17 protein-coding genes, 1 tRNA gene and 1 pseudogene are annotated in these 19,528 nt (G+C 64.6%); 12 read left to right on the top strand and 7 right to left on the bottom strand.

The window, feature by feature from the left end; genetic code table 11:
* Nucleotides 1–130: 130 nt before the first annotated feature.
* The 3 genes from D3H54_RS21495 to D3H54_RS21485 all read left to right on the top strand — a co-directional run bounded on the left by D3H54_RS21495 (nt 131) and on the right by D3H54_RS21485 (nt 5,184).
* Nucleotides 131–1,153 (top strand): YlbL family protein, encoded by a 1,023-nt coding sequence (locus D3H54_RS21495; RefSeq protein ID WP_149380996.1) that lies wholly within the window; start codon nt 131–133, stop codon nt 1,151–1,153.
* Between the two features lie 104 nt (nt 1,154–1,257).
* Complete coding sequence (locus D3H54_RS21490) at nt 1,258–4,260, top strand: UPF0182 family protein (RefSeq protein WP_149380994.1); 3,003 nt, start codon at nt 1,258–1,260, stop codon at nt 4,258–4,260.
* A 12-nt stretch (nt 4,261–4,272) separates the two neighbouring features.
* A complete protein-coding gene (locus D3H54_RS21485; protein WP_149380992.1) occupies nt 4,273–5,184 on the top strand; it encodes a ribonuclease Z in 912 nt (303 codons plus the stop codon).
* Here the strand turns inward: D3H54_RS21485 and D3H54_RS21480 are convergent.
* A complete protein-coding gene (locus D3H54_RS21480; RefSeq protein WP_149380990.1) occupies nt 5,181–5,819 on the bottom strand; it encodes a hypothetical protein in 639 nt (212 codons plus the stop codon). The genes D3H54_RS21485 and D3H54_RS21480 overlap by 4 nt on opposite strands.
* 137 nt (nt 5,820–5,956) lie before the next feature.
* Between D3H54_RS21480 and D3H54_RS21475 the strand changes: the two genes are divergently transcribed.
* Nucleotides 5,957–6,030: transfer RNA gene (locus D3H54_RS21475), tRNA-Met, on the top strand.
* Between the two features lie 553 nt (nt 6,031–6,583).
* Complete coding sequence (locus tag D3H54_RS21470; protein WP_149380988.1) at nt 6,584–8,050, top strand: hypothetical protein; 1,467 nt, start codon at nt 6,584–6,586, stop codon at nt 8,048–8,050.
* A gap of 46 nt (nt 8,051–8,096) precedes the next feature.
* Here D3H54_RS21470 and D3H54_RS21465 read toward each other — a convergent pair.
* A pseudogene (locus D3H54_RS21465) lies at nt 8,097–8,347 on the bottom strand (helix-turn-helix domain-containing protein); the annotation flags it as partial.
* Nucleotides 8,348–8,468: 121 nt separating this feature from the next.
* On the opposite strand from D3H54_RS21465, the gene D3H54_RS21460 reads away from it, so the two are divergent.
* Complete coding sequence (locus D3H54_RS21460) at nt 8,469–9,179, top strand: spermidine synthase (RefSeq protein ID WP_149380986.1); 711 nt, start codon at nt 8,469–8,471, stop codon at nt 9,177–9,179.
* A gap of 21 nt (nt 9,180–9,200) precedes the next feature.
* Here the strand turns inward: D3H54_RS21460 and htpG are convergent, their stop codons facing one another.
* Nucleotides 9,201–11,126 (bottom strand): molecular chaperone HtpG, encoded by a 1,926-nt coding sequence (htpG, locus tag D3H54_RS21455; protein ID WP_149380984.1) that lies wholly within the window; start codon nt 11,124–11,126, stop codon nt 9,201–9,203.
* An 83-nt stretch (nt 11,127–11,209) separates the two neighbouring features.
* On the opposite strand from htpG, the gene D3H54_RS21450 reads away from it, so the two are divergent.
* A complete protein-coding gene (locus tag D3H54_RS21450) occupies nt 11,210–11,875 on the top strand; it encodes a DsbA family protein (protein ID WP_149380982.1) in 666 nt (221 codons plus the stop codon).
* Nucleotides 11,876–11,887: 12 nt separating this feature from the next.
* Here the strand turns inward: D3H54_RS21450 and D3H54_RS21445 are convergent, their stop codons facing one another.
* Nucleotides 11,888–12,232, bottom strand: a complete 345-nt coding sequence (locus tag D3H54_RS21445; protein WP_286198962.1) for a hypothetical protein — start codon at nt 12,230–12,232, stop codon at nt 11,888–11,890.
* A gap of 92 nt (nt 12,233–12,324) precedes the next feature.
* On the bottom strand, nt 12,325–13,287 hold the full coding sequence (locus D3H54_RS21440) for a ferritin-like domain-containing protein (protein ID WP_149380979.1): 963 nt from the start codon (nt 13,285–13,287) through the stop codon (nt 12,325–12,327).
* 190 nt (nt 13,288–13,477) lie between these two features.
* Here D3H54_RS21440 and D3H54_RS31300 point away from each other — a divergent pair, with 190 nt between their 5' ends.
* The 3 genes from D3H54_RS31300 (at nt 13,478) to D3H54_RS21430 (ending at nt 16,657) form a co-directional block, all read left to right on the top strand.
* A complete protein-coding gene (locus tag D3H54_RS31300) occupies nt 13,478–13,618 on the top strand; it encodes a hypothetical protein (protein ID WP_168214935.1) in 141 nt (46 codons plus the stop codon).
* Between the two features lie 440 nt (nt 13,619–14,058).
* Entirely contained in the window at nt 14,059–14,370 is a 312-nt protein-coding gene (locus D3H54_RS21435; RefSeq protein WP_149380977.1) for a hypothetical protein, read from the top strand.
* 175 nt (nt 14,371–14,545) lie between these two features.
* Nucleotides 14,546–16,657: a catalase gene (locus D3H54_RS21430; RefSeq protein WP_149380974.1), complete on the top strand. Its 2,112-nt coding sequence runs from the start codon at nt 14,546–14,548 to the stop codon at nt 16,655–16,657.
* An 18-nt stretch (nt 16,658–16,675) separates the two neighbouring features.
* Here D3H54_RS21430 and D3H54_RS21425 read toward each other — a convergent pair whose 3' ends face one another.
* Nucleotides 16,676–17,314 (bottom strand): TetR/AcrR family transcriptional regulator, encoded by a 639-nt coding sequence (locus tag D3H54_RS21425; protein ID WP_149380972.1) that lies wholly within the window; start codon nt 17,312–17,314, stop codon nt 16,676–16,678.
* A gap of 97 nt (nt 17,315–17,411) precedes the next feature.
* Between D3H54_RS21425 and D3H54_RS21420 the strand changes: the two genes are divergently transcribed.
* Nucleotides 17,412–18,317 carry an AurF N-oxygenase family protein gene (locus D3H54_RS21420; protein ID WP_149380970.1) on the top strand — a complete coding sequence of 302 codons (906 nt, stop codon included), beginning with the start codon at nt 17,412–17,414 and terminating at the stop codon, nt 18,315–18,317.
* A complete protein-coding gene (locus tag D3H54_RS21415) occupies nt 18,314–18,607 on the top strand; it encodes a DUF4873 domain-containing protein (RefSeq protein ID WP_149380968.1) in 294 nt (97 codons plus the stop codon). Before D3H54_RS21420 ends, D3H54_RS21415 begins: the two co-directional genes overlap by 4 nt.
* Nucleotides 18,608–18,616: 9 nt before the next feature.
* Here the strand turns inward: D3H54_RS21415 and D3H54_RS21410 are convergent, their stop codons facing one another.
* Nucleotides 18,617–19,309, bottom strand: a complete 693-nt coding sequence (locus D3H54_RS21410; RefSeq protein ID WP_149380966.1) for a PAS and ANTAR domain-containing protein — start codon at nt 19,307–19,309, stop codon at nt 18,617–18,619.
* Nucleotides 19,310–19,528: the final 219 nt, after the last annotated feature.

Here is a 19,528-nt window from a genome sequence, read left to right as displayed (position 1 = left end):
TCAACCGTACTCATGCTGGGCCGCGAGTGCGGAAGGAGGCGATCCGCTGTCAGTGAACCGAGGCGGCCAGGGGCTCCGGCGATTTCCCCGGGTCGCTTCGCTCCTGCCCGCCGCATCTAGTCTTGGCGGCGTGAACAGGCGGATTCTGACGCTGCTGACGGCGCTCGTGCCGATCGTCGTCTTCGGCGTGCTGCTGGCGGTCGTGACGGTGCCCTATGTGTCGCTGGGCCCGGGGCCGACGTTCGACACGCTCGGTGAGGTCGACGGCAAGCCGGTGGTGGCCATCGACGGCACCGAAACCCATCCCACCTCCGGGCACCTGAACATGACCACCGTCGCGCAGCGCGACGGCCTGACGCTGGGCCAGGCACTGACCTTGTGGGTGTCGGGTCGCGAGCAGCTGGTTCCGCGGGACCTGGTGTTCCCGCCGGACAAGTCGCGCGAAGACGTCGAGAAGGATCAGGACGCCGACTTCAAGCGGTCCGAGGACAGTGCCGAGTACGCGGCGCTGGGGTATCTGAAATACCCCTCGGCGGTGCGGGTGGAGAAGGTGAACGATCCGGGGCCGTCGGCGGGCAAACTGCAGAACGGCGACGCGATCGACGCCGTCGACGGTAAGCCGGTAGCGAATATCGCGGAGTTCACGGCGCTACTGAAGGCCACCAAACCGGGCCAGGAAATCGTCCTCGACTATCGCCGCAAGAACGGCCCGCCGGGCGTCGCGCGAATCACCTTGGGCAACAACCAGGATCGCGACTACGGCTATCTCGGGGTGGCGGTGCTCGACGCGCCGTGGGCGCCGTTCAAGATCGATTTCAACCTGGCCAACATCGGCGGCCCGTCGGCCGGGTTGATGTTCAGCCTCGCCGTCATCGACAAGCTGACCACCGGCGATCTCAACGGATCGAAGTTCATCGCCGGCACCGGAACGATCAGCGCGGACGGCAAGGTGGGCCCGATCGGTGGCATCACCCACAAGATGCTGGCCGCCCAGGAGGCCGGGGCGAGTGTGTTCCTGGTGCCTGCCGAAAACTGCGATGAGGCGAAGTCCATGCGCGACGACAACATGGAGTTGGTGAAGGTCGACACGTTGAGCAGCGCCGTCGATTCGCTGCACACGCTGACCTCCGGCGGGCGTCCGCCCAGCTGCTAGCGCATTGCTGCAGGACCGCACCGTTGTTGCGATGCGTAGAGTTGTGGCCGTACTGCTGCCTCGGCGCGGCGCGGCCGCGCCGACAAGACTCAGGAGCCTGACAGGTGAGTATGCGGCCCGGCGCCAGGATGCCGAAGTTGACTCGGCGCAGCCGGATTCTGATCGGTATTGCGCTCACGGTCGTCGTGCTGTTGCTGGTGGGGCCACGATTGGTCGACACCTACGTGGACTGGTTGTGGTTCGGCGAGCTGGGCTACCGCTCGGTGTTCTCCACCGTCCTGGTCACCCGCATCGTGGTCTTCCTGGTCGCTGCCCTGGCGGTGGGTGCGATCGTCTTCGCCGGGCTGGCGCTGGCCTACCGCACCCGGCCGGTGTTCGTGCCGACGGTCGGGCCGAATGATCCGGTGGCGCGCTACCGGACCGCGGTGATGGCCCGGCTTCGGTTGTTCGGCATCGGGGTGCCCACGGTCATCGGTGTGCTGTCCGGAGCGGTGGCGCAGAGCTACTGGGCCCGCGTGCAGTTGTTCCTGCACGGCGGTGACTTCGGCATCACCGACCCACAGTTCGGCAAGGACCTCGGGTTCTACGCCTTCGATCTGCCGTTCTATCGGCTGGTGCTGTCGTACCTGTTCGTCGCGCTGTTCCTGGCGTTCCTGGCGAACCTGATCAGTCACTACATCTTCGGCGGCATCCGGTTGGCCGGCCGCAGCGGCGTACTGAGCCGCCCGGCCCGCATCCAACTGGTGGCGCTGATCGGGACGCTGGTGTTGCTCAAGGCCGTCGCCTATTGGTTGGACCGCTACGAACTGCTCAGCCACACCCGCGGCGGTAAGCCGTTCACCGGCGCCGGTTACACCGACATCAACGCCGTGCTGCCGGCCAAGCTGATCCTGCTTGCCATCGCGCTGATCTGCGCGGCCGCGGTGTTCTCCGCACTCGTGCTGCGCGACCTGCGTATCCCCGCGATCGGCTTGGTGCTGTTGCTGCTGAGCTCGCTGATCGTCGGCGCGGGCTGGCCACTGGTCGTCGAGCAGATCAGCGTCAAACCCAATGCCGCGCAGAAGGAAAGCGAATACATCAGTCGCAGTATCGCCGCGACACGGCAGGCGTACGGGCTGACCAACGATCATGTGACGTACCGGGATTACAGCGGCACCGCGCCGACCACCGCGCAGCAGGTGGCCTCCGACCGGGCGACCACGTCGAACATCCGGGTGCTGGATCCGACGATCATCAGCCCGGCGTTCACCCAGTTCCAGCAGGGGAAGAACTTCTACTACTTCCCCGACCAGCTGTCTATCGACCGCTACCAGAGCGCCGACGGCGAGCTGCGTGATTACGTGGTCGCCGCCCGCGAACTCAACCCGGACCGGCTGCAGGACAACCAGCGGGACTGGATCAACCGGCACACCGTCTACACCCACGGAAACGGTTTCATCGCCTCGCCGGCCAACACGGTGCGCGGAATCGCCAACGACCCCAACCAGAATGGCGGTTATCCCGAATTCCTGGCCAGCGTCGTCGGGGCCAACGGCAATGTCGTCTCGCCCGGCCCGGCCCCGCTGGATCAGCCGCGTGTCTACTTCGGCCCGGTCATCTCCAACACGGCGGCCGACTACGCGATCGTCGGTAAGAACGGCGCCGACCGCGAGTACGACTACGAGACCAACACCGACACCAAGAACTACACCTACACCGGCGCCGGTGGTGTGCCGATCGGCAACTGGCTGGCGCGCAGCGTGTTCGCCGCCAAGTTCGCCGAGCGGAACTTCTTGTTCTCCAACGTGATCGGCAACAACAGCAAGATCCTGTTCAACCGCGACCCCGCGCAGCGGGTGGAGGCGGTGGCGCCGTGGCTGACCACCGACAGCACGGTGTACCCGGCGATCGTCAACAAAAAGATGGTGTGGGTCATCGACGGCTACACCACGCTGGACAACTACCCGTACTCGGAGTTGACGTCGCTGTCGTCGGCCACCGCGGACTCCACCGAGGTGGCGGTCAACCGGTTGGCCCCGGACAAGCAGGTGTCCTACATCCGCAACTCGGTCAAGGCCACCGTCGACGCCTACGACGGCACCGTGACGCTCTACGCCCAGGACGAGAGCGACCCGGTGCTGAAGGCGTGGATGGCGGTATTCCCGGGCACGGTCAAGCCGAAGAGTGAGATCACTCCGGATCTGGCTGCGCACCTTCGCTATCCGGAAGACCTGTTCAAGGTTCAGCGCATGCTGCTGGCCAAGTATCACGTCGACGATCCGGTGACGTTCTTCTCCACCTCGGACTTCTGGGACGTGCCGCTGGATCCCAACCCGACCGCGAGCAGCTATCAGCCGCCGTATTACATCGTGGCCAAAGACCTTGCCCGCAATACCAATTCGTCGTCGTTCCAGCTGACCAGCGCGATGAACCGGTTCCGGCGTGACTTCCTGGCCGCCTACATCAGTGCCAGTTCCGACCCCGAAACCTACGGCCGGATCACGGTGTTGACCATTCCGGGCCAGGTCAACGGTCCAAAGTTGGCGTTCAACGCGATCAGTACCGACACTGCGGTCAGCCAAGACCTCGGTGTGATCGGCCGTGACAACCAGAACCGAATACGGTGGGGCAATCTGCTGACCCTGCCGGTCGGGCAGGGCGGCCTGATCTACGTGTCACCGGTGTACGCCTCGCCGGGCTCCAGTGATGCCGCATCGTCCTATCCACGGTTGATCCGGGTGGCGATGATGTACAACGACAAGGTCGGCTACGGCCCGACGGTCAGTACCGCGCTCGACGGCATCTTCGGTGCCGGCGCGGGCGCGACAGCCACCGGTCCCGCGCCGGCGACCCCGCCGCCGGGCGGTCAGCCACCGGGCTCCCGCCCGCCTGCGGCACCCGCTCCGGTGCCGGGCAGCGCGCCGGAGGTGCCCACCCCGGTCGCGGGGGTACCGGCCACACCGGGTGTCCCAACGACGTTGTCGCCGGCCAAGTCTGCCGCGCTGACCGACGTCGAGACGGCGCTGGGCGCGGTGCAGGAAGCCCAGAAGAACGGCAACTTCGCCGATTACGGAGATGCGCTGCAACGCCTCGACGATGCGATGAAGAAGTACGAGGCCGCCAAGTAGCAAAGGTGCGGTATGCGTGAGTTGGTAGTGCTCGGCACCGCCAGTCAGGTGCCGACCCGCTACCGCAACCACAACGGCTACCTACTGCGCTGGGACGACGAGGGCATCCTCTTCGATCCCGGGGAGGGCACCCAGCGCCAGATGATGCTGGCCGGGGTGTCGGTCAGTGCGGTGAACCGGTTGTGCCTCACGCATTTTCACGGCGATCACTGCCTCGGGGTGCCCGGCGTGATCCAGCGGGCGTCACTCGATCAGATCGGCCATCCGCTCGTCGCGCACTTTCCGGCGTCAGGCCGCGACTACTTCGATCGGTTGCGGCACGCCTCGGTGTTCTACGACCGCGTCGAGGTGCGGGAGGAGCCGGTTTCGGCTGCCGGTGTTGTTGCCGTCGGCGCGTTCGGGGTCCTGGAAGCCGCTGCCCTCGAGCATTCCACTGATGTGTTCGGCTACCGGCTGGTCGAACCGGACGGCCGGAGGTTCATCCCGGAGCTGTTGTCCCACTTCGGGATCAGCGGGCCGTCGGTGGGCGAGCTGGAACGCGCCGGAACGCTGCGGTTGGGGGACCGGGTTGTCGATGTGGCACAGGTCAGTGAGCCGCGGCCCGGGCAGCGGTTCGCGTTCGTGATGGACACCCGGCTCTGCGATGGGGTGTACGCGCTCGCCGACGGCGCCGACATGCTGGTGATCGAAGCGACGTTCCTGACCGAGGACGAGGATCTGGCGCACCGGTACGGGCACCTGACGGCGCGCCAGGCGGCCGTTGTGGCCTCGGAGTGTGGGGTGCGCACGTTGGTGCTGACGCACTTCTCACAGCGTTATGTCGACGCCGCGGCGCGGTACGCCGAGGAGGCCGCTGCGGTGTTCTCCGGCGACCTTGTGGTGGCCGAGGACCTGATGCGGGTGCCGGTGCCTGCGCGCCGCTAGGGAGTGGGCAGGCCGACGCGCAGGGCAATGGCCTGCTTCTGGCCGACGTTGGTGACGAAGTCGGCTGCGGCGGGCTGCCCGGGCAGGCCGTCGAACTCGATGCGGGCCAGGGTGGAGCCTTGGGTGAACAGCAGGACGCTCACCGACTTCTTGCCGTCGGGAGAGTTGCCGGAGACCACGGTGCCACCGGTGCCGACGATGGAGGACTGCGGCGGGCCCGGGGTGACGGCCTTCTGAAGGCCGGCTTGCGCCTCGGCCAGCGCCGAGGGTCCGGCGGCGGGGTTGTCGAGCGCGACGAGCAGGATGCTGACGGCCTTGGTCTGCTCCTCGTTGACGAACAGCACCTCGGCGCCGGGCCGGCTGTCGGGGTTGGCGGTCGGCGGCTGGTCGACGTAGGCGTCGCCGGTGGCGGAGATGTCGCGGGCCTGCAGCAGCAGGCGGGTGTAGTCGACGGGGGCGGCCGCGGGCTTGGTGCTGGTGGTCGTGGTGGCCGCGGACACGCCCGGCAGTGCGGGGATCGACGCGGCGGGTTTGCTTGTGTTCAGGCCGGATTGGGTGTCGCAGCTGGTGAGTCCGAAAGCGGCTGCGGTGATCATCGCAGCTGCGGCGAAGCGGGTGGCGTGTTGTCGTTTCATCTACAACGAGGGTGTCGACTTCTGGTCTGAGACGCAAGTGAATACGGGGGGCGTGTGACGAACTCGTGACAGCGAATGTGCCCTTGAGCACTCGATTTGGTAGGTCTGCTTGCGTTCGGTAACGTTGCGTTCACCGACGCGGGGTGGAGCAGCTCGGTAGCTCGCTGGGCTCATAACCCAGAGGTCGCAGGTTCGAATCCTGTCCCCGCTACTAAGTGGAACGGCCCCCGGAGTTTCTCTGGGGGCCGTTTTCATGCCTGATGGGAACATGGTTGGGAACGTAAGACTATCTAACTATGGTCCCGGAGCCATATGAGTACTTCGAGTAGTCGATTACCTGTCTGAGACGCCATCCGCACTCCTAATATTGACGCATCGGGAGAGTTCTCAGGCTCTCGATCAGGGTTAATGCCAGCGCTTACTGAAGCCCGCGATTCCGTAATGGGTTGACGTGAGCCGAGGGATGGAGTTTCGGAGCGGCTTCGGTGCGCAGGTCATCGATGTGGACTCCGCAGAAGTGGTACCGGGGAATCTGCTCGACTTTCGGTGAAGCGCCTCCGAGTCGGCAAGAGCGTCCTGGAGGAGGCAAGGTGACCGTAAGCGAAAATGAGCCTGCGGCCGCTGGGGACGCAGCAGCCAACCCTGACGACTCAAGGCTCGGCCTAGCCGGCTCCGTCCCTGTATTCGCGCCTCCGCTCCAGGGTTGGTTGGCAATAGCCGACATAGTTGCTGACAGCGACCAAGACGTTGCTGGCCTTATGGTGATGGGTGAGCGCGTCGTTCGCGCTGCTCTAGAGGCGGAGCTTCCCTCCTTGGTGAGTGACATCGGCGATGTTCTCGGCTTGTCTGATATTGGACTTGATGAAGTTGCGCAGACTCTAAGTGCTGGCGCACTTCCGTTCACGTCTGAGACGTTGGCGCTGCAGATGTCTGATGCCTATGACGATGTGCTACAGGGGTTCGCCAACTCTGAACCGGACGATCCACAACCGATGGCGTTCGTGGACAAGATCATCAAGGCGTTCGTCAATTCACCACCCGTAGCTGAGCGGAACGGTGGCGCGCAGTACAGCAAGATGCAGGAACAGGTGAGTCAGGCCGTATCGGCGGGCGCAGTCCCTCGCTGGACGGCCATTTGCTCGCTAGAGCAGCCGGATGTCCTGGGCGGACGGGTTCCCATCTACTGCGCACGTCGTGGCCATCGGTGGGTCTCGGGAGGCACCCATCTCGGAGCGCATGAATTGACATACACCGGGTCGGCCGAATCCTCGTTCGAGGGTCGCGTCCGAAATGACATGAACTTTGTCGGGCAGCTAGGGGAGGGTGGAGGGTACCGGGTCAGTTTGTCTGAGCAGTCTCCCTCACCGTTCTATGGCGTAATAGGTAGAGACGCAATGGGTCTCGATACAGGACTATCGGGATGGGGTTACGCGCTTCACTTGGTTGAAGGACCCGAGGCGCGGATCCTGACGAAAATGCCTCGTGTGCTGCGGCGTCAGCGCCACAAGCTGGAGGACCACGTCGGTGCGTTAATCAAGCGGTCGGAGCAGCGTGTTCACAATGCTCTAGCTGCGGCACACATCCCTTTGACGCTCGTCCATCCGCTCCTTGGGCTGATCACTGCGGCTGCTAACGCGATTATCGGGTTCATTGTGGATTTTCTTGCGAAGGCTTGGAGCGAGGTGGACCTAAGTACCTGGACCGTCTGGCACACTGCGCTGATAGGAACAGATCAAGTCCCAATTTCAGTCTTCACTCTTGGCGGCAGGGATGCTGGCAGTCCCAAATTGCGTCGCCTTGTTGGCCGCGAGACGGACGGCACCCCTATCACTGACGACAGATATGAGGGTGACGACCACAATCCTGAACACGCCCTTTACGCCCGCTTTCTCATTGGGTGTTCATCACCGGGCTCTGATCTGTTTGACGAAAAGTTGCTCATCGCCGTCGCGAGGTTTGGTCGGCCTCTGGCATGGCAAGAGCCGTTAGAAACCGGAAGCGGGTTGCGTGTCCTCGTACCGCATCTCGACCGGCCGATGGACGCCACTGACCGTACTGGTCGTGCTGCCCGGGCCCGGAGCGGAGACGAGGGTGTGGCTGGGCTGTCAAAGGTTATGTATGTCTCTGCAATCCGAGCCGATGTGCGGATGGCGCAGGCCAATTACTTGGGCGTCGGACGTCCTGCCGTAAAGCGTCGCGCAAGTGGCACGGTCCGTAGCTTTCAGCTGTGAGAATCTTGACCGGACGCCGAGTTGTTGCCTGGCCTGATTGCCAACGTCAGGTGCTTAGTTCAACAGAGTCATCGCCCAACTCAACGACGATGCGTTGGGCGGCAACGTAAGCCTGCCGGGTGCCAAGCTCGGTGTGGAACAGGTCGCCGCTCTCCATCATCGAAACGCGGGCCCGAGCGACTCCATCGGAGCCGCGACGTCCGCTCGGCGGGAGTGCCCTAGCGCCTTGCGGATCTCGGCCAGACGGTGCGCCCGGACGGCCTCACGCATCTCTTCGCGCGCCGCGTTGGCGTCCTGTCCCCGGTACGAAGTGCAAACGGCCCTCGGAGATTTCTCCGGGCGCCGTTCTCATGTCTGTAGGCTTCGTTCGCCGAGATGCGCTCGGCGAACGTCATTGCGGGTAGGCCGGTGGTGCGTCGTGAGTGCACGTTTCGAGGAACTCGACTGGTCCGAGACCCCCATGGGGGTGATCAGCCTGCGCAGACGGATCGAGCCGTCCCTGAATGTCGATGTGTATGAGGTCAAGCTCGGCGACGAGTTTCTGATGTCGAGCCTGTTCACTGCGGCCGAGGTAGCGCTCGCGCGCCTCGGCCTGGCCCAGGCGGTCGATGGCGACCTCGATGTCGTCGTCGGGGGATTGGGCCTTGGCTACACCGCCCAGACGGCGATCGAGGATCCCCGCATTCATTCGCTCGTCGTGGTGGAAGCACTCGACGAAGTCATCGGCTGGCATAAGCGCGAGTTGCTTCCCGACACCAAAGACCTGGCGTCGGACCCGCGGGTGCGCCTGCAGCAGGGCGACTTCTTCGCCATGGCCGCCAGCGAAGCCGGTTTCGATCCGCAGATACCGGGCCGGCGCTTTCACGCCGTGCTCCTCGATATCGACCACACCCCGCGGCACGTCCTGCACCCGAGCCACTCTGCGTTCTACACGCCGGCGGGCCTGGAAAAGCTCGTCGGGCACCTGCATCCCGGCGGGGTCTTCGCGCTGTGGTCCGATGATCCACCCGACGCGGAGTTCGAGGCCGTCCTCGCCGATGTCTTCGACGAGTCCGAGGCGTCCGTCATCCGGTTCTCCAACCCGCTGACCGGCGGATTTTCGACCAACACCGTCTACGTCGCGCGGTAGATGTCGCCGGCGTACGACCCTCTAAACGGTCCGCGCCAAGCGCTCCGCCAACAGCCCGGCAAACTTCGCGGGATCGTCGAGCGTGCCGCCTTCAGCCAATAGCGCTGTGCCGTAGAGCAATTCCGCTGTCTCGGCCAGTTCGAGATCGCCGCCACGGCTGGCGAACGCATCGCGGAGACCTGTGACCAGTCGATGGCTCGGGTTGAGTTCGAGGATGCGTTTCTCCGAGGGAACCGCCTGCCCAGAGGCCTGCAACATGCGCGCGAGGGCCGGCGTGATGCCGAAGCTATCGGTGATCAGGCACGCCGGCGACTCGGTGAGCCGCGTCGACAGCCGCACCTCTTTCACATGGCCAGAGAGCGTCTCGGCAAGCCACTCGAGCAGACCGGCGAATTCCTGCTCCAGCTGCGAGCGTTCGGCCTCACTGGTGTCCTCCTCGGCGGACAGGTCCACCTCGCCCTTGGCCACCGACTGCAGCCTCTTGCCGTCGAACTCGGGCACCATGTCGACCCAGACCTCGTCGACCGGGTCGGTGAGCAGCAACACCTCATAACCCTTGGCTTTGAACGCCTCGAGGTGCGGTGAATTCAGCAGCTGCTGACGGGATTCGCCGGTGGCGTAGAAGATCTGCTCCTGGCCTTCTTTCATGCGTTCGACATACTCGGCCAGCGTGGTGGGTTCCTCGTCGCTGTGCGTCGAGGCGAACGACGACACCGCCAGCAGGGTGTCCTTGTTGTCGGCGTCGGACAGCAGGCCTTCCTTGAGGACTCTGCCGAACTGCACCCAGAACGTGCGGTAGTCCGCAGGCCGCTCTTTCTGCATTTCGGCAATCGTCGACAGCACCCGCTTGGTGAGTCGTCGGCGGATCGCCTTAATCTGTCGATCCTGCTGCAGAATCTCGCGAGAAACGTTGAGCGACATGTCCGCCGCGTCGACGACGCCTTTGACGAAGCGCAGGTACGGCGGCAGCAGTTCCTCGCAGTCGGCCATGATGAACACCCGCCGCACGTACAGCTGGACACCCACCCGCGCGTCCTGCTGGAACAAATCGAACGGCGCATGCGACGGGATGAACAACAGCGCCTGGTACTCGAAGGTGCCTTCCGCCTTCATCGGGATGACCTCCAGCGGGTCGTCCCAGGCGTGCGCGATGTGCTTGTAGAACTCGGTGTATTCCTCTTGGGAGACTTCGTCTTTCGGGCGGGTCCACAGTGCCTTCATCGAGTTGATGGTCTCGGTCTCGATGGTGACCTGCTCCTCACCGCCCTCCTCGGTGGCCGGGCTGCGGCGCTCGACCTGCATCCGGATCGGCCAGGAGATGAAGTCCGAGTACTGCTTGACCAGCGACCGGACCTTCCACTCCGAGGTGTAGTCGTGCAGCTCGTCCTCGGTGTCCTCCGGCTTGAGGTGCAAGGTGACCGCGGTGCCCTGCGGCGCGTCGTCGACGTCGGCCACGGTGTACGTTCCCTCGCCGCTGGACTCCCAACGGGTCGCCGAGCTCTCGCCCGCCTTCCGGGTCAGCAGCGTGACTTTGTCCGCCACCATGAACGACGAGTAGAAGCCGATCCCGAACTGACCGATCAGTTCCTCCGAGGCGGCAGCATTCTGGGCGTCCTTGAGCTGCTGGCGCAGTTCGGCGGTGCCCGACTTGGCCAGCGTGCCGATCATGCCCACCACCTCGTCTCGGGTCATCCCGATCCCGTTGTCGCGGATCGTCAGCGTGCGCGCGGCCTTGTCGATGTCGATCTCGATGTGCAGGTCGGAGGTGTCGACATCGAGGTCCTTGTTCCGGAAGGCTTCGAGACGCAGCTTGTCCAGCGCATCGGAGGCGTTCGAGATCAACTCCCGCAGGAATGAGTCCTTGTTGGAGTACACGGAGTGGATCATCAGATCCAGCAGCTGGCGGGCCTCGGCCTGGAACTCCAGCTGTTCTACATGTTCAGTCATGGTGAATCCGTTCGACACGACGACAATTGATGCCGGCGAGATAATAGCGAGGCGGCGGTAGCGCGTGACGGCATGATGGCTCTATGCACCAACGCTCAACGAACCGGCCGCTTCGAGCAGTAGGCGCGGTCCTCGCCCTACTGATGGCGCTCCTGATGTGCGGACCGACCGGCATCGCGCAGGCGGCGGTGGCGGCACCGGCCGGCGATGCGCTGTCGATCGGCGACCCGGACGCACTGGGGCAGATCGACCTCTACGTCGATCCGATGTGTCCGTTCAGCGGAAAGTTCGTGCGGGCCCAGGGCGACGAGATCAGTAAGCGCGTCGAAAATGGCACGCTGCGGGTCAACGTGCGGTTCGTCGCCTTCCTCGACAAGTATTCGGCCAGCGGCACCTACGACATCCGGGCGATCTATGCGGCGTACGTGGTGGCAGACCAGTCACGGTCGAGCGACGTTGCGTGGCGCTTCATCGAGGCGATCTACGCGAAGGGCACCCAACCCAAAGAGGGTGGGGACACCGACCTGAGCAACGACCAACTGGCCGACATCGCCAACCAGGCCGGCGCGCCTCAACTCGCCCAAGACCTCATCCGAGTCGGCCTACCGATCGGCTTCGACCCGCACGTGATCGCGGCCAACAATCTTGACGCCCTGCACCAATTCCCCGAGCCGGGCGTTCCGCTCGTCGTCATCAACGGCCAGCCGGTCGACGAGGATTCGGCGTGGCTGACTCAGCTGCCCGGCTGAGCCGGGCAGAGGCTACAGCTGGCCCAGCGGACGGCAGACGTTGGACAAGGCATTCCAGTACTGACCCGGCGCGCAGTTGTCCGCCTGCCGCGGCGTCTGGCAGGTATTCGTGATCGGGTCCCAAAATTGCCCGTTCACACAGTTCAACGGTTCAGCAGCACTGATGCCCACACCCAGCGGCGCTGCTGCGGCGATGCAAACGCTGGCGACGGCGGCGACCGTCGCGCGACGACGTAGTGGATTCATGCTCTGATCCTTCCCAGGTGTGCGTATGTCCAAACCATCGCTCGGGCCGAAGCAGTCGCCGCGAGGAACGGCCTCGACGTTACCCACCAATTCCTCACCCGCGGTGGTCAATACGACATTGCGCCCGACGAGTTCCAGGGGGGTCGACAGAAATGTCCGCGGTGCTGCTTACCGCGGGGACATTCGATTCGGGGTGAGTCGGCTCAGCCGATGCCCACGACCTCCTGCGCGATAGCTGCCACGCGGGTCTGAGCGGCGGACACGACACCGTGACGGTCCTTGTGCGCCTCCTCGTAGGCCAGGATCGCGCGGACGTCCGACGGAGTGGTGAGCTCCTTGATCTCAGCCACCGCGTCCGAGACGTTGAGCGTGTCGTAGTCGGCGATCGGCAGCTCGGCAACCTCGAGCACACCGGCGGCGGTTCGCATCGAATGCAGGGCATCGGCCGCCTGGCCCGCACCCTCACGGCGGGTCACTCGCTCCGCGGTGGCCAGCGCCGCATCGCGTGATGCGGACAGTGCCTTGGCGGCGACGTCACCTGCATGGGCGCCGCGGCTCAACAGGTCGCCGAGCGCCGGGGGAGCCGCACGCACGGTGTCCACCGCACGATCGACCCCGCGCGCTGACCACTGCATCGGCGCACTCACCATCTTCACTGCCACGCCCGTGGCGACCTGCACCGGCGTGCGGCGCAGCGCGGCCGGGCCGCCGAGCGCATCTTCAGCCAGCACAGTGGTCAACCACTCGACAGTTGCCGAATGCGCCGTCATGAGGCGATCGGCCAGCTTCTCGATGTCGGACTTGCCCAACGCGACCGCGAGTGCCTTCATGTAGCGGGACCGGTCGAGCAGTTGGTGCTCCAGCGCGAGATCGCCCAGCAGGGCCTCGCCGAACGGCTGCGCCTGCTCGGTCAGCGCCTTCACCGCGGCGGCAGCACGCCCCAGCAGTGGGCCGACGACATCAGGCAGTCCACCGAGTTCGCGGATCGCAGCCTCGATGGCTTCGGCCCGGTCGCGGCCGTTTTCCGCATTCTGCGTCAGCTCGGTGCGCACGGCCTCGGTACGGGCCTGCGCCACCCGGGTCACCGCGACCTGGATTTCGGTGTTCGTCAGATCGAGCACGGTGCGCAGTTGGGCCACCAGTGTGGTGGTGTCGTTGAAAGCCATAGAAATTCGCCCTTTCGGCGTTGACGTCATTGTGTTGGCGCGATACGCGCCGCAATTACCGTCTACCCGCTGCAGCTGCTGAGTACCGCCATTGTGATCGGGTCATCAGCGAAACTTTGCTTCCCGCAAAGACGTTTGTCTGTGTCACAGCCGGGTACGGCTGCTGCAATCGAGCAGGGAAAGGGCCGATATGACGACCAAAGCCAGAGATACCAGTGAATCCGACCCGGACCGGGACAACCGATCAGACATCGTCGATCCCCGCGACACCGACCACCCCACCGGCGCTGAGCAGGCCGACGAGAATGCCGCCAACGAGTCACCGAGCTAGTCCACCGTGATCGAATCGCTCTGAAAATCAGTATTTGTAGTAGAAAGCCGCCGGGCCGAATCGGGCATATAGGTGACCCGGGTGACCGAAAATGACTGTAGAACAACAGATTACGGCGAGTAGTTCTGCGCGATTAGGTGATAGCGCTACTCGCCAGTAGTGTTAGCACCGTTGGTACTGAAGCAGTTTGGTATCAACGAACGTCCGGAGCGGTCTTCCCCGATATGCCGTGAGCCTTCGCTCGATACCGGACATCATCCAAGCCAAGCAACCCTATGAGAGCGCTCGTCGCGTCTCCGCTGGGCATCCGCGTGGCCAATCGCACCATTCGACAGTCAGCCGATCGAGCTGCTGCCGAGGCGATCACGCATGCCTAAGACAGTTGAAGGCTGATTTTCGCGCCGCGTCGAGAGTTCGACGGGCGTCCGAAGGAGTACTACATGACCACCGAGAATCCCACCGCCGCACGCCGCCCCGCGACTGCCCCGTACAACGACGGAGTCGGCCACGTAGCAGCGCCCGTCAAGCGGGGCGACGAGACCAAAGCTGCTTTCAAGACAACCGAATTCATCGCCTACGTTGTCGCGGTCATCGGCGTACTCATCGCGTCGCTCGTGGTCGGTACCACCGATGCGCACGAAGACTACTTCCGCGCCGACCGGGCATGGTTCCTGGTCGTGCTGCTGAGCATCGGCTACATGGTGAGCCGCGGCCTGGCGAAGTCCGGCAGCCGCCACCACAACGACGGCTAATCCCAGCAGGTTTCCCGTTTGACGATTGTTCCCGTCATCGCCTTGTGCGGTGGCGGGGCCAATCGATTTGGCCGCCGATCAAACCCGGTGCCGGTTGACCGTGTATGTCGCCGCAACCCGGGTACTACTCGCCTATCAAGGCCAGTCCAGCCCGCGTCACCACCCAGGAGAACCAATGCCGCCCCGCCGCAAGCCTGATCAGACCGCCCCCAAGCCGACGAGCCCGACTGGCAACACCACCGGTGAAGCGGGCGATCTCGACGCGCGCGCCCAGTCGGGGAAATACCTGACCACTGCGCAAGGCCTGCGGCTGCCCGACACCGACCACTCGCTCAAAGCCGGCCCCCGGGGTCCGTCGCTGCTCGAAGACTTCCACTTGCGCGAGAAGATCACCCATTTCGATCACGAGCGCATTCCCGAGCGCGTCGTGCACGCCCGCGGTGCCGCAGCCCACGGCGTCTTCGAGTCCTATGGCGTCGCCCGCTCGGTCACCAAGGCCGGCTTCCTCGGGAGCAAGGGCAAGAAGACCGACGTGTTCTGCCGCTTCTCGACCGTCTTGGGTTCGCGTGGATCGGCCGACACGGTGCGTGACACCCGCGGCTTCGCGGTCAAGTTCTACACCGACGAGGGCAATTTCGACCTCGTCGGCAACAACATGCCGGTGTTCTTCATCCAGGACGGCATCAAGTTCCCCGACATCATTCACGCGGCAAAACCCCAACCGGACCGCGAGATTCCCCAGGCGCAGTCGGCTCACGACACGTTCTGGGACTTCGCGTCGCTGCACACTGAGGCCACCCACCACGTCTTCTGGAACATGAGCGATCGCGGTATCCCGCGGTCATTCCGGACGATGGAGGGTTTCGGCGTCCACACCTTCCGCCTGGTCAACCGAAAAGGCGCGACCAGCCTGGTGAAGTTCCATTGGAAGCCCGTGGCCGGCGTGCACTCACTGGTGTGGGAAGAGGCGCAACTCGCAGCCGGATTCGATCCCGACTTCCACCGCCGCGACATGGCCGACGGCATCGAGGCCGGTGCCTACCTGGAGTACGAGCTCGGTATCCAGGTCATGCCCGATGACGGCACCGACAGCTTTGCGGGTATCGACCTGCTCGACCCGACAAAGCTCGTGCCCGAGGAGATGGTGCCGGTGCAGCTCATCGGCAAGATGACCCTCAACCGGAATCCGACGAACTACTTCGCCGAGACCGAACAGGTGGCTTTCCACACCGGCAACCTCGTGCCCGGTATCGAGCCGACCAACGACCCGCTGATGCAGGCGCGTCTGTTCTCCTACCTCGATACCCAACTGACCCGTCTCGGTGGACCCAATTTCTCGCAGCTGCCGATCAACCGGCCGCACTGTCCGGTGAACGACATGCTGCGTGATGGCATGCACCAGACGGCAATTCACACCGGACAGGCGCCGTACCGCCCGAACAGCATCGACGACGGAGAGCCTCTGGTCGCCGGCGCCGACGAAGGCGGGTACGTGCAGACGCCCCGGCAGGTCGACGGTCCGACGGTGCGCGAAGCGCCGGCGTCGTTCGACGACCACTTCACTCAGGCGGCGATGTTCTACCGCAGCTTGACCTACATCGAGCAGCTGCACATCATCGAGGCGTTCACCTTCGAACTCGGCAAGTGCTACGAGCAGGCGATCAAGGAGCGGCAGCTCGAGGTGCTGGCCAACGTCGACACCGACCTGTGCAAGCAGGTGGCGATCGGCCTCGGCCTGCCCGCGCCGAAAGGCACACCGCCGCAAGACGTTGTCGAATCACCGGCGCTATCGCAGGTGATCGACACGCCGGGTCCGATCGACGGCCGCAAGATCGCCATCATCGCCGGCGCCGACTCCGACTTGGCCGGTGTCGCCAAGCTGGCGGCAGCGATTCAACGCCTAGGCGCGACCCCGCTGGTGACCGCGCCGCTGGGCGGTGTGCTCAAGTCCGGGCGTCGCAGCGTGGTCGTCGAACGAACGTTGCTGACCGCGAGGTCCATCGAGTTCGACGCTGTCGTCGTCGCGGCCGGAACGAAGCCGACCCGCGACATCAAGCTGGTCCTGTTGCTGCAGGAGGCATTTCGGCACTGCAAGGCGGTGGCGGCGTGGGGTGACGGCGCCGACGCCCTGACTGCGGCCGGAATCGATCTCGGTTCTCCCGGCGTGCTGATCGCCGATTCGGTCGACAGGTCCTTCACGACCGCACTGGGCGAGGCGGTCGGTCTGCATCGGGTGTGGGAACGCGCCGTCGACGTGATGGCTTCGGCAGTCGCGCCGGTACGGTAACCCGGCGACGGGCGCGAGCTACCGCTCACCCGCCAACCCGAGCAGAGGCGGTACCAGATACCGCCGCGCGAACGAGCGCAGAGCGTCGTCGTCACCGAGGGCGACGTTCTGCGACGGCGTCAGCACGAACGACACGATGACCCGAACAGTCACCTCGGCGACTTCGAGGAGCTCGAGTTGCGTGCGTTTGTCGTCAGGTAGCGCGACGGCGAGCTGATGAGCCAGGAATGACGATGCCGTCCGAACGACGCTGTCGCCCTCGGTGGTCAGGAACGGCAACACCGTCTCCGGCTCTGTGGCGAGCAGCCGCTGCAGAAGCGCGTGCCCTCGCATGGTGTTCAGCGTGAAGACGAACCCCTCGACCAGCTTGTCTTCGGCCTCGTCATAACCGCCGGCCTCGGCCGCCAACTCGGACAGGAACCGCTCGAGTTCCCTCAGCAGCACCGCCTCGACGATCGCGTCCTTGTTCGCGAACGTCCGGTACAGCGTCACCCGCGCCAGCCCAGAACGCTTGGTGATGTCCTCCACCGTGGACCGGCGAATTCCGAACAGTTCGAACTGCCGCAAAGCCGCGTCCAGGATCTTTTCGGCGTTGCCTTCCACCGTCGGCGACCCGAAACGCTGCACCGCTTTGGCGAGCAGGCCGCTGTACTTCATTGCTGCAGTGTAAGGCCTGCTCGCACGCTATTGATACAAACAAACCAAGAATGTATCTTCAGTCTCACCGGCTCAATCGCGATCTAGGAGGCTCGACATGGCCGCTTCGACCAGGACGGCGACGCCACCGAGTCGAGAGGAGTTCTCCGACCGGCTGCTCAAAGGCTCGGCCCGCAAGTCCTACGCTCCCGTCGTCGACATCGACTGGGACAGCCCCGTCGTGCCCGACAAGTACTTCCTTCCGCCACGGGTGGTCTCCCTCTACGGCACCCCGATGTGGGAGGAGATGAGCCGCGAGCAGCAGATCGAGCTGTCCCGGCAGGAGTTCATCAACCTGCTCTCGGCCGGCGTGTGGTTCGAGAACATCCTCAACCAGGCGCTGCTGCGCGGGCTCATGCACGCCGATGTCACTGCGGCCTCGACTCACTACTCGCTCACCGAACTCGGCGACGAGACCCGCCACATGGTCATGTTCGGCCGAGCAATCCAGGCCGTAGACGGTAAACCGTTCCGGCCCAGCCGAATTCAGCGGATGACCATCAACCTGCTGCCACTGGTGTTCCAGAAGAGCGTGCTGTGGATCGCCGCACTGGTGGGGGAGGAGATCTTCGACGCACTGCAGCGGGAGATCCTCGACGATCCGGACATCCAGCCGATTGTCCGCCGGGTCATGCGAATTCACGTTACCGAGGAAGCACGCCACATTCAGTTCGCCCGCGACGGCGCCCGCCGCGACGTCCCCACCATGCGGCGGCGAAATCGCTTCCTGCTCGCCACGATTCACGGTGCCGGCGGCCCGTTCTACCGCTACCTGTTCACCAACCGCGCCGTGTACCGCCGTGCCGGGCTCGACGGGCATGAAGGCCGACGGCAGGCCCGTGCCAATCCGTACTTCCACGAGACCACGCGGACCGGGTTCGCGCCGCTGGCGGCGTTTCTGGAGGAGATCGGGCTGATGAACAGGATCAGCCGGCGCATGTGGACGCGGAGCAATTTCCTGTGACGGCCGCGGCCGACGACAGCGGTGTTTTCGACGGCGATGCCGAACTGGACGTCGCCGGGGTGCGCTGCCCCGTCCGGGTTCGCCTCGCCGGGCACCTCAACCCGATCGACGGGCAGTACCACTGGCAGGGCCTCGCGTACGGCGCACCCGATGCCGCCACAGTGGGCAAGCCCGCACGCCTGACGATTGGAAGTCGCACCGTCACAGTGAGACTCGTCGAACGAGTCCCGTCCGGCCAGCTCATGGTCAGCGGTGTCGGCGCGCCGCCGTACGACCTGCTGCCGGTCTGACAGCCTGCGCTAGTCGATGCCCCCGACGCGCAGGTGCGCGGTCATCAGCAGTTCGTCGTACACCGACCGGGCGGGCATCGTGCCGTCGTGGGGCACGCCCTGAAAATCGGTGGTCACCTGTTGAGCGAGGTCGCGCAACTTCACGTTGGTCTCTTGTGAGCGCCAGCGCAGTAGGTCGAAGGCCGCGTCGGCACTGATGCTGTAGACCATCATCAGCATCCCTTTGGCCTGATCGATGGGCGAGCGCCGGGCGGCGATGTCCTCGACCTCGTTGCTCACCTGCTCCTGAGCGCTGCGGAGGTCGCCGGACATGTCGATGTAGAAGCCGTCACTGCCGATGATCTCGCCTGCGTCGTCGCGCAGCTGGTTGCCCACCACGACGACGTGGTGGATTCGTCCGTCCTTGTCGCGGATCCGGTGTCGAGTGCTGAACGGCTCACGGCTGCGGCGTATCCGCTGTAGCAGCTCACGCAGTTCGTCGCGATCGTCCGGATGCTTGTGGGAGAGCACCAATTCGGTTGTCGGAGTGACGGTGCCGGGCTCGTAACCATGCATGCGGGCTACCTCGTCCGACCACTCCCATCGGTCGTCGGCGAAAAAGTATCTGACCCATCCGATCCGTGACAATGCGCCGCCTTCAGATGGCCGCGACCCACTGGTGCGGTTGGTCTCACCCCGCCGACCATCTGCCCGCCCCGACATGTGCGCTACCCCTCGGTGTGGAATACGCGTCAATTATGACGTTGTAGTTGTGTATTGGCAGAACCCATAATAATCGCCGCTACGGCTGGTGACGTGCAGTTTTCGCACCGCTGGAACCGCGTCATCGATCTTTCATAATTTGCGGGCGCGTCCATGCCGAAACCGCCGTCGCGATCCGCCGGGCGCGCATCCGAGCGGGCGCCGGCGATATAGCCGGGC

It is taken from the genome of Mycobacterium sp. ELW1 (assembly GCF_008329905.1).
Taxonomy (GTDB): domain Bacteria; phylum Actinomycetota; class Actinomycetes; order Mycobacteriales; family Mycobacteriaceae; genus Mycobacterium.
This window is presented reverse-complemented; position numbering and strand designations above follow the sequence as displayed.

Bases quoted from the DNA above. Each gene is read 5' to 3' on its own strand.
- D3H54_RS31300 (WP_168214935.1), top strand. From the start codon at position 13,478: ATGACGACCAAAGCCAGAGATACCAGTGAATCCGACCCGGACCGGGAC.
- D3H54_RS21420 (WP_149380970.1), top strand. From the start codon at position 17,412: ATGGCCGCTTCGACCAGGACGGCGACGCCACCGAGTCGAGAGGAGTTC.
- D3H54_RS21470 (WP_149380988.1), top strand. From the start codon at position 6,584: ATGGGTGAGCGCGTCGTTCGCGCTGCTCTAGAGGCGGAGCTTCCCTCC.
- D3H54_RS21435 (WP_149380977.1), top strand. From the start codon at position 14,059: ATGACCACCGAGAATCCCACCGCCGCACGCCGCCCCGCGACTGCCCCG.
- htpG (WP_149380984.1), bottom strand. From the start codon at position 11,126: ATGACTGAACATGTAGAACAGCTGGAGTTCCAGGCCGAGGCCCGCCAG.
- D3H54_RS21480 (WP_149380990.1), bottom strand. From the start codon at position 5,819: ATGAAACGACAACACGCCACCCGCTTCGCCGCAGCTGCGATGATCACC.
- D3H54_RS21425 (WP_149380972.1), bottom strand. From the start codon at position 17,314: ATGAAGTACAGCGGCCTGCTCGCCAAAGCGGTGCAGCGTTTCGGGTCG.
- D3H54_RS21485 (WP_149380992.1), top strand. From the start codon at position 4,273: ATGCGTGAGTTGGTAGTGCTCGGCACCGCCAGTCAGGTGCCGACCCGC.
- D3H54_RS21430 (WP_149380974.1), top strand. From the start codon at position 14,546: ATGCCGCCCCGCCGCAAGCCTGATCAGACCGCCCCCAAGCCGACGAGC.
- D3H54_RS21410 (WP_149380966.1), bottom strand. From the start codon at position 19,309: ATGTCGGGGCGGGCAGATGGTCGGCGGGGTGAGACCAACCGCACCAGT.
- D3H54_RS21440 (WP_149380979.1), bottom strand. From the start codon at position 13,287: ATGGCTTTCAACGACACCACCACACTGGTGGCCCAACTGCGCACCGTG.
- D3H54_RS21450 (WP_149380982.1), top strand. From the start codon at position 11,210: ATGCACCAACGCTCAACGAACCGGCCGCTTCGAGCAGTAGGCGCGGTC.